The organism is Paenibacillus sp. J2TS4 (genome assembly GCF_018403245.1).
Lineage (GTDB): Bacteria > Bacillota > Bacilli > Paenibacillales > NBRC-103111 > Paenibacillus_L.
The window spans coordinates 391263-407329 of record NZ_BOSH01000005.1 but is presented as its reverse complement, the minus strand read 5'-3'; the positions used below and the strand labels follow the sequence as shown (position 1 = coordinate 407329).

Below are 16067 nucleotides of genomic sequence, written 5' to 3'. Positions count from 1 at the left end.
ACTGAAAAAAAAACCATCGATTGTAAATGATCAATGTGAGGAGCCGTATGCGTTAATTGCGCACGTACGGATCTATGAGGGGTAAGGGGCACAATCCTCGAAGGAAAGGCCCCGCCTACTCGACCAGTCTTTTGGAGCTAATATGCGTTATTTCTATTGATCTAATGCAAAAATACAGTAGAATCAGCCGTATGGGGACAAAATTCGATTTTAATGTTGGTTTGCCTGCACTTATGCAGTCGATTCTCCAATTCTAGCTGATTTTTAGCGAAGTGAATGTATTATTGCAGTTGATTTATTGTAACCGCTGCGTGCCGAAAACTAAAGCAGCAACTTTTGACCATTCAATAGAAAAAGAGTAACCAAGATTAGACAGGGTAATCAAGAATAGAAAGAGTAACCAAGATTAGACAGAGTAATCAAGAATAGAAAGAGTAACCAAGAGTGGAAAGAGTAACCAAGGGCAGAAAAAGCAACAAAAAGTAGAAACAGTAGAAACAGTTATAAGAGTTAGAAAGAGAGGAATTGGAACATGAAATCGTCCAATAGTCAAACCCCATCCCGAAGAGCGGGAAGATACCGGAGCGCTCTAGGAGCGGCTATCATTGCCCTGGCTGTTACAGGCTGCTCGTCGGGGCAGCCGCAGACCGGACCCGCGCCAGACCCGTCGCCTTCGCCGGTCGCCACTCCGGCTCCAAGTGAACCGGCTCCTTATCCGTTCCATTACCCGTTAACGGGGCTCGGAACCAATGAAGCCGCCGATAGTCGGCCTCTGATGGTTATGGTGGAGAATTCTCCGCAAGCCCGCCCGCAGACGGGGCTCGATCAAGCGGATATCGTCTTTGAAATTCTCGCCGAGGGTGAAATTACCCGCTTCGCAGCGGTATATCATAGTCAGAATGCGAAGGTCATTGGCCCGGTTCGCAGCCTTCGGCCTTACTATGCTGAGTTGGGAGAAGGGCTGGACGCTTACATTGTGCATGCTGGCTGGAGCCAGGATGCGATCAATTATGTTAATTCGCGCAAGCTGGCGCATTTTGACCAGGTGTATGGCGACGATGCCTATTATTGGCGGGACAACAATCGTGTAGCGCCACATAATCTGTATACAAGTGTGGAAAAAATTCGCGAGGGCAGCGAGAAGAAGAAGTATAGACAGGATTGGAAAGCATTTAAATATCCTTTCATGAAAAAGGACGATGAAGCCACCGGGGAGAAGGCCGAGCAAATCAAAGTGAACTACATTCATGGATATTATGTTACGTATGAATATGACGCAGAAGCGAAGCTTTACAAGCGCTCCATGGCGGGAGAGCCTCATCGCGACAAGGAGTCGGAGGTTCAGTTGACGGCCGCTAACATAATCATCGCGGAGACGAAGCATCAGGTGCTGGACAATGAAGGCCGGCGTCGGGTAGATGTTAACGGTCCGGGCAAAGGAATGCTCATCCAGGGGGGCAAAAAACGCGACATCACCTGGGAAAGAAAGGATGGAACGATTCGCGTGTACGACAAGGACCGCGAGCTGCCGCTCATGCCTGGACAGACTTGGATTCAGGTCGTGCCCGGCGGCTCCGAGATAGAGATTGAGTACGAGAATTAGGAGTTCAATGCCAAAGGGGGAATTAAGATTAAGGCCCCCTGGACAGGCCCTGACAGGCAATTTGCTCACTCTCATAAAAAGAGGCACATAGCCAAAAACATCCCTATTCCGGGATGTTTTTAGCTTCTAAATCACGAGGGGGAACGACTCCATCCGCACGGGTCGGAGCCGTCCGGGTATGTTGGGCGAGACATGAGAGGCGAGCGAGAAATGCAAGAAATCATAAGGCAAAGATCTGATGCGAGAGACGAACACGCGAGATGATCTGCGCTGGAGACTAGCGGCTGCCCCGTCTGACTGTTCTCGCCCGACCGCCTGCGGTTGGGCGCCGACGGGCGCTGCCTCTGCGGGTTCGCCGTCTGCGTGAGGGCCTCGTGTTGGCCTCGGCCGTAGCCGCCTTGGAGCCGAACGTGCCGACCAGCAGCTTGATCATTGGAGTCATCTGCTGGATGCTCTGCACGACCTTTTGCACCTTGGTCATAGTGGAGACGATGCCTTCGATTCCTCCCATCCGGTCGATGAAAGACTTGATTTGACCTAAGTTGAAGGAACCTCCGGCGCCGCCTTGACCTGCTCCACCTTGACCCGCTCCGCCTGCCGGATTCGCCGGTCCGAATCCTGGAAAGCCCTGGTTACCGGGGAAATTGCCCGGAAATCCAGGAAAGTTCTGATAATACCCAGGAAACTGCTGGGGAGAGTCGATCCAATTGCGAATTTGGGCCCGATTATGCCCGGACTGCTGGTACATAACCGGGTAAGAATGGCTCGTTCTGGCCTGATGGTTTGAATTCACTGGATTCACAACCCTTTTTTATATAATCTCCTCACTTTATGAGATGGTAGTGGGGGGCCCCCTAATAAAACGGAAATTTGCATGGAAGCAACTCTTCCCTTTTGGGGGGTATCTTGTTTATAATCTATGTGGTGGGCAAATGATTGGTTTGGACGAATGTCCCGGATAGGGGCATTTTCCCCATCGATTTGGTTCGTGCCTGGACTAATGGTTAAACCAGAGAATTATCAGCATTTTCTAGTGAATACGCTCTGAAAAAGAGACTTTTGCAGCATTAACAATGGATGCTCTGCCAAAAGGAACAATATGACAAACAGCTTTTCAGATGTTGTTTAAACACTGGTACGCATTTTAACGCTCTAACGCTTAACATTTATACTGTTCTGCAAACTTAAAGCAGGGATTTGGCATTGAATGTCGAATGTGTAGTACAGCAAACCAGCAGAAACGAGGGAATAATAATGCAGTTGAAAAAGCTGAACGACAAAGCGATCGATCAATTGTTCGAGGCGATTTTAACTTTGGAAAATATTGAGGAATGTTATGTCTTCTTTGACGATTTATGCACGGTAAATGAAGTTCAATCGATGTCTCAGCGCCTCGAAGTTGCCCGCATGCTGCGCAAAGGGTATACCTATAATCAGATTGAGGCGGAGACCGGAGCGAGCACAGCCACTATCTCCCGAGTGAAGAGATGCTTGAACTACGGGAATGACGGGTATAAAATGACATTAGAGCGACTCGGAAGATAACTTAATTCGAAGTTAGACACGATAACAGGTGGAATTCATTCACCGCTAAGCTGCACTAAAATCCTTCTCTACCCGTCAGAGTGGGATTTTTCATATTCTGCATTAGAGAAGTTGAGGAACGATGGCTCGGAGAGTATGTAGGAAAAACTGGATTTGGAACATACTATGGTATGGAAGGAGCCAATGGAAAGAAGCGGCCGCGATGTTGAGTGCAGATTATCCTGCATTGAATATTGGAATAACGCATGCTGTCCCTTTTCGTTTTAGGATGGTTGAATAACGTTATTAGGAGCCTTTTATTATGAAGAATACGTTGTTCAACTCTTGAAGGATCGCGTAATAATCCCTGATCGAGGGTTGGCATAATAATGACAAACAGGTGATTAAGGAATGGCCAAACGTGCTAGACTAATCTATAATCCTTCTTCGGGCCGGGAAGAAATGAAGAGGAAGCTGCCGGACATTTTGCAGCGGCTCGAGCGCGGCGGGCTGGAGACCTCCACCCACGCGACCGTCGGAGAAGGAGACGCTACACTTGCAGCGGCGGAAGCCGTAGAGCGGGGCTTTGATATCGTTATTGCCGCAGGAGGCGACGGAACCCTATATGAGGTTATTAACGGGATCGCCGAGAAGGAGCGCCGTCCGGCGCTTGGTATTTTGCCCTTGGGGACAACGAATGATTTTGCCCGGGCGTTGTCCATCCCCCGGAATTGGGAGGCGGCCTGCGATCTGATCGTTCGCCAGTATACCCGCATGATCGATGTCGGCAAAGTGAATCAGAGATATTTTATTAATATTGCCGGCGGAGGCTCTCTTACGGAGTTGACCTATGAGGTGCCCAGCAAACTAAAAACGATGATCGGCCAACTGGCCTATTATATTAAAGGAATCGAGAAGCTGCCCCGGCTCCGTCCGATCGAAATGCATGTCAGAACCGATACGATGGAATTTAACGAGCAGGTGATGATGTTCCTCGTCACCAACAGCAACTCGGTCGGAGGCTTTGAGAAGCTGGCTCCGGATGCCAGTCTGGACGATGGCTTGCTGGATGTTTTTATATTGAAAAAATGCAATCTGGCGGAATTCATCCGCGTTATCACGCTGGCACTGCGGGGCGAACACCTTAATGACCCCCAAATCATCTACACCTCCACCCGCAGGATCGAAATTACATCTCCCGATTATGTTCAGATCAATCTGGACGGGGAATTAGGCGGCACGCTTCCGTGTACGATTTCGGTTCTTCCTTCACATTTAAACATTATTGTGGACGAATCAGGCAGCTCTACCTACCGCTCCAAACACGGTCTGCTCAAATAGAAGACGGACTCGACTGAACTAATAATATATTTAAAATAAAGGAAAACGGCATATAACTTATGAAAAAGAACAAAGGACAGAAGACTCTCTCGGGTGACCCGGGATCAGGAAAGGGTCGGCCTGGAGGAAAGCGTCAGAATAGAGGCAAGAATCAAATAACAGAAAAGCGATCCCTATCTCTGGAAGGCGTTCCGGTTCAGGAGAACGATGAAGTCCTTGTAGAGATACACGGGCTGGGGCATGAAGGAGAAGGGGTAGGCCGTTATCGCGGCTTTACCCTTTTTGTACCTGGTGCCCTGCCGGGAGAACGGGTTCAGGTCCGGGTGACGAAGGTGAAAAAGCAGTATGGTTACGCCCAAATGCTGCGGATCGACCAGGCCAGTCCCGACCGGATTAAGGCGCCATGCCCGATATATAGCCAATGCGGAGGCTGTCAACTCCAGCATCTCAGCTATTCTGCCCAGCTTCAGCACAAGCGTCAGGTAGTCATCGACAGCTTGGAGAGAATCGGCAAGCTGAAGATCCGCCGGGATGGAGAAGCTGCAAGCGGAGAGAGTGAAGCGGATTTATCGCCGTCGATCACGGACGATCATGAGGCTCGCGGAAATGCCAAGGAAACGCAGGAATTCGGAAACGGGAAATATGCAGCTGCAGAGGAAGAAAACGCAAATAGAGAGGAATCCAGCCGTTCGGTATACGCGTTGTCTGAAGCTAAGCAACAAACGGAAGAGATGGTTCTCGCAAAAGGAAATCGGGGGCATGAGGAGCTCGGTGCCTTAGAGCGGGTTGAGTCGGACAACGCCGGGATTATCGTGCATCCGACGATGGGCATGGATGATCCTTGGCGCTATCGGAATAAGGCCCAGGTTCCTTTTGGCGAGGAAGAAGGCGGCCTGATCGGAGGCTTCTATGCTCAAGGCAGCCATCGGATTATCGATATGGACCAATGCCTGATCCAGCATGAGCAAAGCGACGCAGTGGTCGCTCGCGTGAAGGAAATCGCCCGCTCGTTGGGGATTTCGGCGTACGACGAGCGAGCTCATACGGGGCTGCTTCGTCATGTCGTCGTCAAATACGGCTTTGCGACCGGAGAGATCATGGTGGTTCTCATCACCAATGGCCGGCAAATCCCCAAGGCGGACGAATGGGTTCGCGCTATCCGCGATGCCCTTCCCGCCGTAAAGAGCATCTGCCATAACGTAAATATGGCGAGAACGAACGTCATCTTCGGCGAACGGACAGAGGTGCTCTGGGGGCAAGAATACATCCACGATTATATCGGGGATGTGAAATTTGCCATTTCGCCGAGGTCGTTCTACCAGGTCAACCCGGCTCAGACGGAGGTGCTGTACCGCCAGGCCCTCGAGTATGCCGGCTTGACGGGGCAGGAGACGGTCATCGATGCCTATTGCGGAATAGGCACGATTTCCTTGTTCCTGGCCCGGCATGCCAAGCAGGTCTACGGGGTGGAGATCGTCGAAGACGCAGTTGCCGATGCCCGCCGCAATGCCGCGCTGAATGGCCTCCCTAACGTCACCTTTGCCGCAGGCAAGGCGGAGGAGGTCATTCCCGCGTGGAAGCAGGAGGGCATCACGGCCGACGTCATCGTCGTCGACCCGCCCCGTAAGGGCTGCGACGCGGCGCTGCTGGAGACGATGGTGGCGATGCGGCCCAAGCGCATCGTCTACGTCTCGTGCAACCCGGCGACGCTGGCCCGCGACCTGCGGGTGCTCGAGGGCGGCGGCTACCGCGCCGTCGAGGCGCAGCCGGTGGACATGTTTCCACATACGTTGCATGTGGAGTGCGTAATAGGAATACAACGCATCGATACGTAGAAATCCTTTGTTTTCAACACTTTGCGCGATTTATGACGTTCACGACGGACGGCAACGACTTCAAAAATAAGCTGGTCAAAGACAAAATCGAGGTTTCGGTCGTTTTGGACTTGGATTTGGATGTCGTATGCGTAGATATGTTGGATTCGTTAATTTGAGTTTTCACAAAAGTGGATAGTTTGATTATGTGAGCCAATAGGGGACTAAACTAACTGGGTTGCATACCGCAAATATCAAAAAGGAATCTTGGGCCTTTTCATGTAGTTAAATGGCTACATATTTTTATGAAACAGAGGTCAAATAATGAAGGTATCCGCAAAAACGGAAAAAGAAATTAATATTGATCCTGCTTACTTACAGTCACTATTACGGCGAATAGTACCTTCAAAATGTTTACAGTTATTATTGTGGGATTGCAGCCCGCTTGGAAAAAACAAGGAAGAGAGTTCGGTCTATAGGGTATCTTGTACAGTTCTAGACAACGATAGAGAGCAAAATTATGCCCTGATACTTAAAATATTAAAACCCGATTCTGCGCGTAATCAAGTCGATCACTACTACTACTGGAAACGCGAAGCTTTGGTTTATTATTCAGGGATACTGAATCTGTTGCCATCTGGTATAAGGGCGCCCTTATGCCATGCAGTAGAAGAGTATCCTGATGAAAATGTCTGGATCTGGCTCGAGGATATAGCTTTTGAATCTATCCAAAGTAACTGGTTATTCACGCACATGTGTAAAATATCCTACTTACTTGGAAAATACAATGGCGCTTACATAACAGGAAATCCTCTCCCTAATGAGTCTTTTTTATGCCACACTTGGATGCGTTCTTGGGTAGAGGTTTGTGCTGCTTATGCTAAACCCATTGAGGAGCAAAAAGTTATTTGGGATTCTTGTTTGATTGATTTTATTGGTAAGAGTTCTATGTGGGAGCTTTATCATAACAATAGAAACCGAGTAAATAGCTTGCTGGAGACACTAGAATTGCTGCCCCGTGTATTTGCCCATCAAGACGTACACTGGGATAACATTTTTATAGAGAAATTGAATGGCAGCGATTCATTAATAGCGATCGATTGGCAGTTTGCAAGCATCTCAGGTGTAGGAGAAGAGCTCGGTCGAATGTTTGGATATGCGTTATTAAAGAAGAAAGTTCCAGTTAACAAGGTAGAAGAGTATAAGGAAGAGTTATTTCTAAACTATATGCAAGGACTTAGAGATGTAGGGTGGGACGGAAATTCCAAGCTTGCTCGATTCGGGTTTACTGCGAGTTCATCGCTTAGGTTTATCATGGTTATTGATAAGCTGATTAGTAACTTAGAAAAAGACGATAGAATAAACCAGAAAGAAAAATCAAGACATCTGTTGTTAGTCACTCAGGCATTGCTTAAATTGGCAGAAGAGTCTTGGAGCCTTAGAAGTCAAATAATATAGTACATACAGTTCCGCATGTTTCACCGTTACGCTAACGAAGACAAGAGCTTAAAGACGGCGACGGAGAGAGGATCAAAATGAGATAGGGGGCCGCAGAATGCTGGATATCGGATTGCTGCCGCAAGCGATTCGTCGTTATACGGAAGGAAGCGACGTTTCGGCACTGAAGTTAAAGGGTCGCTCGTCCGTCTACCATATTGCGGGTTCGGACGGTGCGTACTGTTTAAAAATCGCGCATGCGCGCGAACGGTTACAGCGGGAAGCGGATATGCTTCGGTTTCTCGCGGAAGACGGACTTGCGCCGGAATCTATTTGCTTCGAGTCAGACAGAGAGCGAGAGCGAGAATATCTATTAATGGAAGTCGTCCCCGGACATGACGCAACAGATAACCGATATTTGGCTAACCCAGCCAAGCTTTGCGAAACGTTTGCGGAAAGCTTGACCCGGCTGCACAGCCTGAAAACGGCGGGTTGTCCTACCGTGAATGGACTGGAGGATATGGTCCGAAGGGCGGAAGATAATTTTCGAAACGGTCGCTGCGACCGTTCGTTGCTTCGATATCTCGAATGCGCTGATCCGGCAGCCGCATTCGACGAGTTGACAGCGATTGTTCGTCACGTCAGTTGGGATAAGGGGGTCGTAATTCACGGCGATTATTGTCTGCCGAACGTCATGCTTCAGCACTGGCGGCTGTCTGGTTTCATCGACGTGGGTTATGGCGGTGTCGGCGATCCGCATTACGACTTGTTCTGGGGCATGTGGTCGCTTCAGTTCAACCTGGAGGACGTGCGGTGGGCGCATCGGTTCCTTGAAGCGTATGGCCGGCATCTAATCGACCCTGACCGGCAACGTCTATGTGGGTTGATATCAGCCTTTAACGGGTTTCGCGGACAAGATTACTACACGGAGGAATAATAGCTGCAACTAACGAATACGATACGAATTGGTAAACGGAGAGCTATTCAATAAATTGGTGGCTTACTCGATTAACATGCTGGCTCTATTTCATTAAGACTGTGGCTCTAACTCATTGACTGAGTGGCTTCACAGTACCGAAATACTCACTAAATCTTTGAAAGAGAAGCTATCATAATATATGAATGTTCAAGAGAACGCCTTTCTCCCGGCGTTCTTTTTTATATAGATACTTTCAAAAAGGCGGTTGCCCTGAACCTTCAGCGCAACCGCCTTTTTGTATGAGAGGGGATGTGTGTTATAGCCAAAGGAATCGCTCTCGCCAATCAGAAGGGCGGCGTGGGCAAGAAGGTTTTACTGGTCGATGCGGATGCGCAGGGCAACTTGACGGATTCGCTCGGGTTTCATGAGCCGGACAGTTTGTCGGTATCGCTCGCTACGATGTTGACGAAAGCGATGCTGGAAGAACCGTATGATGCACAGGAAGGTATTCTGCATCATCATGAAGGTATCGATTTTGATGCCTGGAAACATCGAATTATCGGCGGTCGAAGTGGCGCTCGTCAATACGATGAGCAGGGAAACGATTATGCGTTCGTACATCGATTCCGTGAAAGCAGATTACGATTATATCCTGATCGACTGTATGCCGAGCTTGGGCATGATGACGATCAACGCATTGGCAGCGGCGGATAGCGTCATTATCCCGGTACAGGCGCATTACCTGCCCGCCAAAGGCATGACGCAGCTTTTGCAGACGGTTGCCCGCGTTCGGCGTCAAATTAATCCGAAGCTTGCTGTGGATGGTGTGCTGCTCACGATGGTAGACAGCCGAACCAATTTCGCCAAAGACATTTCTTTCGTTTTGCGTCGGGATTATGGGGATAAGCTGCGTGTATTCAATACAGAAATCCCCCTGTCCATCCGCGCGGCGGAAACAAGCGCCAAGGGTAAAAGCATTTATGCCCACGATCCGAACGGACAGGTTGCTAAAGCCTACGCTGCACTTACGAAGGAGGTGCAGGATATTGGCAGCGAAAGAAGATCGGCTCGCCAGCATAAAGCTGACCAAAGTCGATGATTTATTCTCGACAGAGGAAAGCCGCAACGATTCGCAACGGGAAAAGGTGATGGATATTCCATTGGCTGAAATTAGTGAATTTCCCGGTCATCCCTTTAAGAGGCTGTTCAAAAAGCCCACGTTCTTTTGAAGGCGACAGGAGAAAATTGTTATCACCCAATCCAGATTTGGAAATGAAAGGATACCTTTGGTGGCGAATCTCCTTCCGTAGCACAAAAGTACCATTCAGTCTTGAAAAATGGACAGACGTATCCCGTTGTGTATAGTTGTAATTTTTAGATTTGGATTGTTGATGCGCCCTAACTTGCCAGCGGCAAGGAGAGCTGCTCTACTTGGATTTCCTGCAGTTTTTTGAAGCGGCTTCTCGCGATAAACGAGCCCTGGCCCGGAGAGGCCACCGCCCCCCGGTTTTTCTTAGGGCGGACTATAGGGGGAACGACACTCTGTCGGATTCGGTATGATGTCCCGGAGATACTTGTCGAGCAATTGAAGAGATTGTGTGCTGACGAACCGATCGAGAGGGATATCCAGACGAACCCAAAATATTTCGAGGCATATATGAACCTCCTCCAGGGAGAACGATTCACGATGGGACCTTGTTTTATAATTCCCGGTGAAGCCACGCCGAAAATGCAGGTGGTAAGCATCACCCGGGAAAATATAGAGGAATTTTTGCTTGACGGTTTCGAATGGCTGACCTTAGAAATTGACTATGTGCAACCCTGTATAGCGCTAGTGTGCGAAACTAGGGCCGTCTCGATCTGCCGCAGCGTTCGCATCACATCCAAGGCACATGAAGCAGGACTTGAGACCTTGAATCCGTTTCGCGGAAGGGGATATGCCGCCGCAGTTGTTGCCGGATGGGCCATGGAGGTGCGAAAGTTGGGAAGTATTCCATTATACAGTACTTCGTGGGAGAATCTTGCATCTCAAAAAGTGGCGAGAAAATTAGCCTTATCATTATATGGGGTCAATTTCATAATTATTTAACGTATTCCAGGAGGCTGGTCGGGGTGTGTTTGTGCCTCCGACGATTCAACGGGTACAATAGTTGAGCGATCCAGGAGCAGTTTGCCAATAAAATATTGACGAATAAAGGGTATCTTTCCAGATAAAAAATTAGGATTGTTAAAGAAAATATCTTTACAATTTGCTTAACTAATTTTGTCGCTCATGATACTTAACTGCACCTGCAATTAACGTCACTTATAAATGTGAAATAGCTTCCCGTGTTGTCCACGTAGCACTGGCGAATGCTTTGTAATTGGTAACGGCAGCTTGGAAATCCCTTTCACTTGTCGCTGCTGTGGCATCGTATACAACAGCTGTTTCAAACCCATTTTCGATTAAATCCCTCATGTGAGACTCTACACAAATGTTGGAAAGTACTCCCGCAATAATCGTCTTTTCCTTTCTATGTTGTCGTAGCTGGTATACTAAGTCATTTGTTTGTGGACTAGCAACCTTGTGTGGTGTTGATACGACTGTTCTCCTATCAAAAATGTAAGGTTTGAAAGAGTGAACAAAGTCAGCTCCAAAAGATGGTGGTGTGTACACATTTACCATTTGATACATTCTAAGACCTAATAACATCTTTTGTTCATTACCTGTAAATTGCCAGTCATAATCATGAGGATATAAATAATGGGGAGATATGAAAAGCTGATATCCTTTATTCAGGGCAGTGCTCATTAATAATTCAAGGTTTTGTATCGTGTTGTTTTTTTCAATAGTATCTTTTGTCAGATGATAGCCTCTTCCCCCAGGACACATGAAATCATTTTGTGGGTCTGTAATTACAATGGCGGTATTACTGGGATGTGGTTGAAACAGCAAGATAGATACCTCCCTCGCAGCTTATTCTTAAATATTTATAGGCATTTATATGTATTTGCAGTTTGTTTGGTGTAAGTAGTGATAAGAAAATAATTGTGCACTCAAAACGGGCAGTTAGGTTTAGCAAATAGGGGATACTCCCCACCGACATGGCATGCAAACAAGTAATAGGTATTCACCTATGCATACTTAGGTGAGTATCTTATTGCTGAAGTGAGTTAAGGGGGAATCGGTGTGGGATACTTTGTCAGCGTAGAATCTGGCGTAAATTTATACGTTGAGGATATAAACCCAAAGGGTAGCAAGACGATTGTGTTTTTGCACGGTTGGCCGTTAAGCCATAAACAGTTTGAGTACCAGTTTGACGTTCTTCCCGCGATGGGATACCGGTGTATCGGAATTGACTGGAGAGGCTTCGGGAAGTCGGATAAACCATTCTCTGGTTACAATTTTGACCGTTTGGCCGATGATATTCGTGTTATTATTGACGCCCTTCAACTGAACAACTTCACACTCGCTGGGCATTCCACCGGCGGATCGATCGCGATTCGTTATATGGCCCGGCATCATGGGTACGGAGTATCCAAACTTATCCTCATTGACGCTGCAGCTCCTACCGGTTTTACCAGAGAAACGGCCGATCAATTGCTTTCCGAAGCTCGAAACGACAGACCAAAGATGATGCGGGGAATCACTGATATGTTTTTCTTTCAATATATCACCGGCCCCTTTTTGGACTGGTTTATGCAAATAGGATTCGAGGCGGCCGGGTGGTCAACAGCAGCGATCATCGTAACTCTAAGAGATGAGAGACTGGACGTCGATTTGCCGAAAATTGGGGTGCCGACCTTAATCGTTCACGGTACTCACGACAAAGTAATCCCATTCGCACAAGCACAGGAAATGCATCGTCAAATCATAAACTCACAGCTTGTTCCGTTTCATTACAGCGGTCATGGTGCTTTCTGGGAAGAACGTGAAAAGTTTAACTATCTAATAACGCAGTTTATTGGTTGATTTGCTGTTCAGATAACGGGAGACGATAGTCGAGCGATCAATGAGCAATTTGCCGCCGAGGCAGCTGCTCCTTCTGGCATTAAGCTAGACGGGTACTATACATTAAACACCAAGAAGGGACACCGAGGAATCATCTGATCGGTGGCCCTTTTCAGCGAACGGGCAGGATAGTTATGGAAGGCATTTCAAACAAAATAAAATCTGCAACAGACCCGTTTAAATTTTTACTTTTACTTTACTTTTGTGATAAAAGCATTTTCACTTTCTCGATTGTTTCTGTTCCGCTTAGAGGCATATTCAATACAATCTGCAATTCCGGGGAATATGCCGCCGAGAATGCAAGATATTCGAAATCCATTCTGCCTGCAATTGGATGAGTAATGACCTTATGCCCTTCAGGGGCATAGATTACTTCTTGTCGCTCCCACATTGCCTTGAATTCATTACTAATGTTGGATAACAGGCGTGTTGATTATCCAGTAACAGGTAATGAAAATTGAAAAGAGGCCTTCCTTTTAGTAGAATCAGAAGTTACCACACAACGATTCAAAAGGAGCCTCTCATGAAACAGATTACCCCATTTACGAATTTAGTGCAAACACTGCTGACAGAACAAGAAGTAAAAGAAGTCGTGAAGGCGATTGGCTATGAAGATAAAGGGAGAACATTTACTGTATTCACCCTGCTTCAATATCTGACCAACGCTGCCGCAGGCGAGTGGGAGAGTTATCGATCCGGCGCAGATCGCGCTGCAGATTGTGGATTGCCGAGTGTGAATTACTCCACGTTCTCCAAGAAAGCCGCTGACGTTCCTTACGAGGTCTTCAAACGTCTATTTGAGATAATGGTATCCAAATGTAACCGGTCTACCCGTCGGAAGTTGCGAATCCCTTCATCTCTGCTGATCGTTGATTCAACGACGATCACCGTAGGCCAGACCCGTTTGCCTTGGGCGGTGTTTCACGGAAAACGCGCTGGAGTAAAACTTCATGTAGCTTACGATGCGGCCATGAATATGCCGATGAAAGTTATCGAGACGGTGGCTACCAAGCATGATGGACCGATATCTACTGGTCAATTACTTTCCAGTATTCACGGCTGGTATTATTTTAATCGTCGAAGAAGCTAACATTTCTTGAGACATGCCTGATCGAGCTCTTAATTCCTTGCATCTTTGCCCAAACTCCAACCTTATATCCACGACCACAATCCTCCATGACTAGCCAATACCTATAAGAAGATATATCGGTAATTCGGGACTAATGTTGTATATAAGTCAGCGATGGTTACTCAAAGTCAACTGAAATGAAACTAATATCTTGATTATTATAAAGAAAGAGCCATCAGTGATTGGCTGATAGCTTCTTGAATTTACTCAGCATCAGTATTGGTTTCTTTGAGCTTCTCGTACTCTGCTTCGATAATTTTGAAAAAGGTTGAAGGTTTTATTTGAAGCCCTTCACAAAGTTCAAAGATCTTGCTGACCGATGGTTCGTTTTTGCCGACCTCGACTAGCGATATGTAAGAACGGTCAACTTGGCAAAGACCTGCGAGATCCTCTTGACTTAATCCCTGCTTAATTCGAATTGCTTTTATCGTTTTACCAATGACTTGTTTTATGATCAAGGAATGGTCGTTCAAGGGAGAAAACTCCTTTTACAACCATTTTCAGTACGGTATAATAGAAATACCAGATCGAATATTCAACAAAAAGTAAAATATTGTAATTATAATAAAGTTCGGAGTAGACATTTCCTTCTTACCACAGATTATATTGGAGGTATGGTCATGACAAATCGTCATTGAAAGAAGGTTGCTATAGCCCTTAGCACGGCTTTAGTCGCGTCTATGCTGGCTATAGGCGGCACAGTCGCCGCGCAGGAAAAATCCTTCTTCATAATCGGGGATAAGGAATGTATTTTGCAAAAAATATCCTTTTTGTAAAATAATAGTGGAGAAAATATCCACCTTATGATAAATTGTAATTAATGTAATCGCTCTCATCCTAGAATAGTCATGTCTTAGCGAGTGAAAAGGAGGGGAGTAAGGATAATTATTGTAGAATTAAGACTTTTAGTTTCAAAATGAATCCTCGATTTACAACATTTTGTCAGGAGGACTGAAAAATGAAATGGAGATCGACGTTTCCAATCACTTTTTCTTTTCTTGTAATCATTTCTATTATATTTGGCTGCTCCCAAGCTTCGACGGATAATAACAAAGGGAAAACAGATACAAGAGCCAGCGAAACAAATGAAGAAGTGGTGGAAATTGATTTTTGGTACGGTTGGACGGGACCTGGCGGTGAGGCAATGGAAGAACTCATAGCGGAGTTTAATGAGAGTCAGGATAAGATCAAGGTGAAGGGGCTTAGTCAGAGTGATTATCAGAAGCAACTTACGGCGATAACAGGTGGGAATCCGCCAGATGTTGCATCTAATTATAGTAAAGATGTTGCTTCTTGGGGATCACGAGGAGCGATGACTCCTTTAGATGATTATATAGCTGAAAGCCAGGTAGACATGGATGACTTTATACCTACAGCAATGGAAACCTCACAGTATGACGGAACGACCTATGCCATCCCATTAGCTATGCATGTGTATTTACTTTTTTATAATAAGGATATATTCGCAGAAGCCGGCTTAGATGGACCGCCTGAAACCATTTCTGAGTTGATGGAGTACGCAGATAAACTGACTGTAATGAATGACGATGGAAGAATCGAAAGACTTGGTTTTTTTCCAAGTGTTGACCCTAATTTCTACACGATGACTTTTACATATGGTGGTCGATTTTGGGATGCCGATAAAAAAGAAGTAACACCTGAAGATCCAGGTTTTAAACAGTCCATGCAGTTTGCTAAGGATATTTGGGATAAATATGGCGCGGAGAATTTAGACCGGTTTGCTACGAGTCTTGGGAAAGTTGCGTCACCACAAGATCCGTTTTATACGGGGAAATATGCGATGAGAATGACCGGAGAGTATGAGCCGAAGAGGATTGAGGATAATGTACCCGAATTAAATTATGGAATTGCACCGGTACCATACGATGAAGAACATCCGGAGCTAAAAAATTCGGGGTTTGTTGGCGCTAGTGTTTTATATATTCCCAAAGGTGCGAAGCATCCTGATGAAGCTTGGGAGTTTTTAAGCTGGCTCACCGATAAAGATCAAATGTCAAGATTTGATGCGGCAATCGGCAATTTACCGACAAGAATGAGTGCGTTAGACCATCCCGCATTCGATGATGTCCCGGGGTTTGATATCTTTTTGGAATACTCCAAAAGTCCAAACCTTCAATCGATGCCATCGCTCCCCTTTATGAATGAGTACATGGCAGAAATTAATAAACAGTACGACGCTATTATGCGGAAGAAAGTAACACTAGATGAAGGAACGAAGCGAATAAAAGAAAAAATCCAGCCTCTCGTTGAAAAAACGATGGAGTAGTCAAGTCCTAAAAGGGATCCTG

16 protein-coding genes are annotated in these 16067 nt (G+C 46.6%); 12 read left to right on the top strand and 4 right to left on the bottom strand.

Annotated features, from left to right (window positions below; translation table 11 throughout):
* Positions 1–532: 532 nt before the first annotated feature.
* Positions 533–1603: a DUF3048 domain-containing protein gene (locus KJS69_RS14100; protein WP_213584390.1), complete on the top strand. Its 1071-nt coding sequence runs from the start codon at positions 533–535 to the stop codon at positions 1601–1603.
* Between the two features lie 277 nt (positions 1604–1880).
* On the opposite strand, the gene KJS69_RS14095 is transcribed toward KJS69_RS14100, so the two are convergent.
* On the bottom strand, positions 1881–2396 hold the full coding sequence (locus tag KJS69_RS14095) for an aminotransferase (RefSeq protein WP_249730521.1): 516 nt from the start codon (positions 2394–2396) through the stop codon (positions 1881–1883).
* A gap of 461 nt (positions 2397–2857) precedes the next feature.
* Between KJS69_RS14095 and KJS69_RS14090 the strand changes: the two genes are divergently transcribed.
* The 8 genes from KJS69_RS14090 (at position 2858) to KJS69_RS14055 (ending at position 10727) form a co-directional block, all read left to right on the top strand.
* Positions 2858–3148 carry a YerC/YecD family TrpR-related protein gene (locus KJS69_RS14090; protein ID WP_213584389.1) on the top strand — a complete coding sequence of 97 codons (291 nt, stop codon included), beginning with the start codon at positions 2858–2860 and terminating at the stop codon, positions 3146–3148.
* Positions 3149–3538: 390 nt separating this feature from the next.
* Positions 3539–4468 carry a diacylglycerol kinase gene (locus KJS69_RS14085; RefSeq protein WP_213584388.1) on the top strand — a complete coding sequence of 310 codons (930 nt, stop codon included), beginning with the start codon at positions 3539–3541 and terminating at the stop codon, positions 4466–4468.
* Between the two features lie 59 nt (positions 4469–4527).
* A complete protein-coding gene (gene rlmD, locus KJS69_RS14080; protein WP_213584387.1) occupies positions 4528–6303 on the top strand; it encodes a 23S rRNA (uracil(1939)-C(5))-methyltransferase RlmD in 1776 nt (591 codons plus the stop codon).
* A gap of 303 nt (positions 6304–6606) precedes the next feature.
* Positions 6607–7740 (top strand): hypothetical protein, encoded by a 1134-nt coding sequence (locus KJS69_RS14075; RefSeq protein WP_213584386.1) that lies wholly within the window; start codon positions 6607–6609, stop codon positions 7738–7740.
* 97 nt (positions 7741–7837) lie between these two features.
* Complete coding sequence (locus KJS69_RS14070) at positions 7838–8656, top strand: aminoglycoside 3'-phosphotransferase (RefSeq protein ID WP_213584385.1); 819 nt, start codon at positions 7838–7840, stop codon at positions 8654–8656.
* 472 nt (positions 8657–9128) lie between these two features.
* Positions 9129–9737 carry a ParA family protein gene (locus tag KJS69_RS14065; protein ID WP_483874563.1) on the top strand — a complete coding sequence of 203 codons (609 nt, stop codon included), beginning with the start codon at positions 9129–9131 and terminating at the stop codon, positions 9735–9737.
* Positions 9685–9867, top strand: a complete 183-nt coding sequence (locus KJS69_RS14060; protein ID WP_213584384.1) for a hypothetical protein — start codon at positions 9685–9687, stop codon at positions 9865–9867. The genes KJS69_RS14065 and KJS69_RS14060 overlap by 53 nt, the downstream gene beginning before the upstream one ends.
* 221 nt (positions 9868–10088) lie before the next feature.
* Positions 10089–10727: a GNAT family N-acetyltransferase gene (locus tag KJS69_RS14055; RefSeq protein ID WP_249730520.1), complete on the top strand. Its 639-nt coding sequence runs from the start codon at positions 10089–10091 to the stop codon at positions 10725–10727.
* A gap of 216 nt (positions 10728–10943) precedes the next feature.
* Here KJS69_RS14055 and KJS69_RS14050 read toward each other — a convergent pair whose 3' ends face one another.
* Complete coding sequence (locus KJS69_RS14050) at positions 10944–11573, bottom strand: cysteine hydrolase family protein (protein WP_249730519.1); 630 nt, start codon at positions 11571–11573, stop codon at positions 10944–10946.
* 234 nt (positions 11574–11807) lie between these two features.
* Between KJS69_RS14050 and KJS69_RS14045 the strand changes: the two genes are divergently transcribed.
* Positions 11808–12590, top strand: a complete 783-nt coding sequence (locus KJS69_RS14045; protein WP_213584383.1) for an alpha/beta fold hydrolase — start codon at positions 11808–11810, stop codon at positions 12588–12590.
* 235 nt (positions 12591–12825) lie between these two features.
* Here KJS69_RS14045 and KJS69_RS14040 read toward each other — a convergent pair whose 3' ends face one another.
* Positions 12826–13041, bottom strand: a complete 216-nt coding sequence (locus KJS69_RS14040; protein WP_283777463.1) for an MmyB family transcriptional regulator — start codon at positions 13039–13041, stop codon at positions 12826–12828.
* A gap of 111 nt (positions 13042–13152) precedes the next feature.
* On the opposite strand from KJS69_RS14040, the gene KJS69_RS14035 reads away from it, so the two are divergent.
* Complete coding sequence (locus tag KJS69_RS14035) at positions 13153–13719, top strand: transposase (RefSeq protein ID WP_213584381.1); 567 nt, start codon at positions 13153–13155, stop codon at positions 13717–13719.
* 242 nt (positions 13720–13961) lie between these two features.
* On the opposite strand, the gene KJS69_RS14030 is transcribed toward KJS69_RS14035, so the two are convergent.
* On the bottom strand, positions 13962–14231 hold the full coding sequence (locus KJS69_RS14030; protein WP_249730518.1) for a helix-turn-helix domain-containing protein: 270 nt from the start codon (positions 14229–14231) through the stop codon (positions 13962–13964).
* A gap of 485 nt (positions 14232–14716) precedes the next feature.
* Between KJS69_RS14030 and KJS69_RS14025 the strand changes: the two genes are divergently transcribed.
* The gene (locus tag KJS69_RS14025; RefSeq protein ID WP_213584380.1) at positions 14717–16045 is read left to right on the top strand and encodes an ABC transporter substrate-binding protein; all 1329 of its coding nucleotides are present in this window, start codon (positions 14717–14719) and stop codon (positions 16043–16045) included.
* Positions 16046–16067 lie beyond the last annotated feature (22 nt).

Excerpts from the sequence above, each read along its gene's own strand:
- KJS69_RS14100 (WP_213584390.1), top strand. The coding sequence starts at position 533 with ATGAAATCGTCCAATAGTCAAACCCCATCCCGAAGAGCGGGAAGATAC.
- KJS69_RS14090 (WP_213584389.1), top strand. The coding sequence starts at position 2,858 with ATGCAGTTGAAAAAGCTGAACGACAAAGCGATCGATCAATTGTTCGAG.
- KJS69_RS14085 (WP_213584388.1), top strand. The coding sequence starts at position 3,539 with ATGGCCAAACGTGCTAGACTAATCTATAATCCTTCTTCGGGCCGGGAA.
- rlmD (WP_213584387.1), top strand. The coding sequence starts at position 4,528 with ATGAAAAAGAACAAAGGACAGAAGACTCTCTCGGGTGACCCGGGATCA.
- KJS69_RS14075 (WP_213584386.1), top strand. The coding sequence starts at position 6,607 with ATGAAGGTATCCGCAAAAACGGAAAAAGAAATTAATATTGATCCTGCT.
- KJS69_RS14070 (WP_213584385.1), top strand. The coding sequence starts at position 7,838 with ATGCTGGATATCGGATTGCTGCCGCAAGCGATTCGTCGTTATACGGAA.
- KJS69_RS14065 (WP_483874563.1), top strand. The coding sequence starts at position 9,129 with ATGATGCACAGGAAGGTATTCTGCATCATCATGAAGGTATCGATTTTG.
- KJS69_RS14035 (WP_213584381.1), top strand. The coding sequence starts at position 13,153 with ATGAAACAGATTACCCCATTTACGAATTTAGTGCAAACACTGCTGACA.
- KJS69_RS14025 (WP_213584380.1), top strand. The coding sequence starts at position 14,717 with ATGAAATGGAGATCGACGTTTCCAATCACTTTTTCTTTTCTTGTAATC.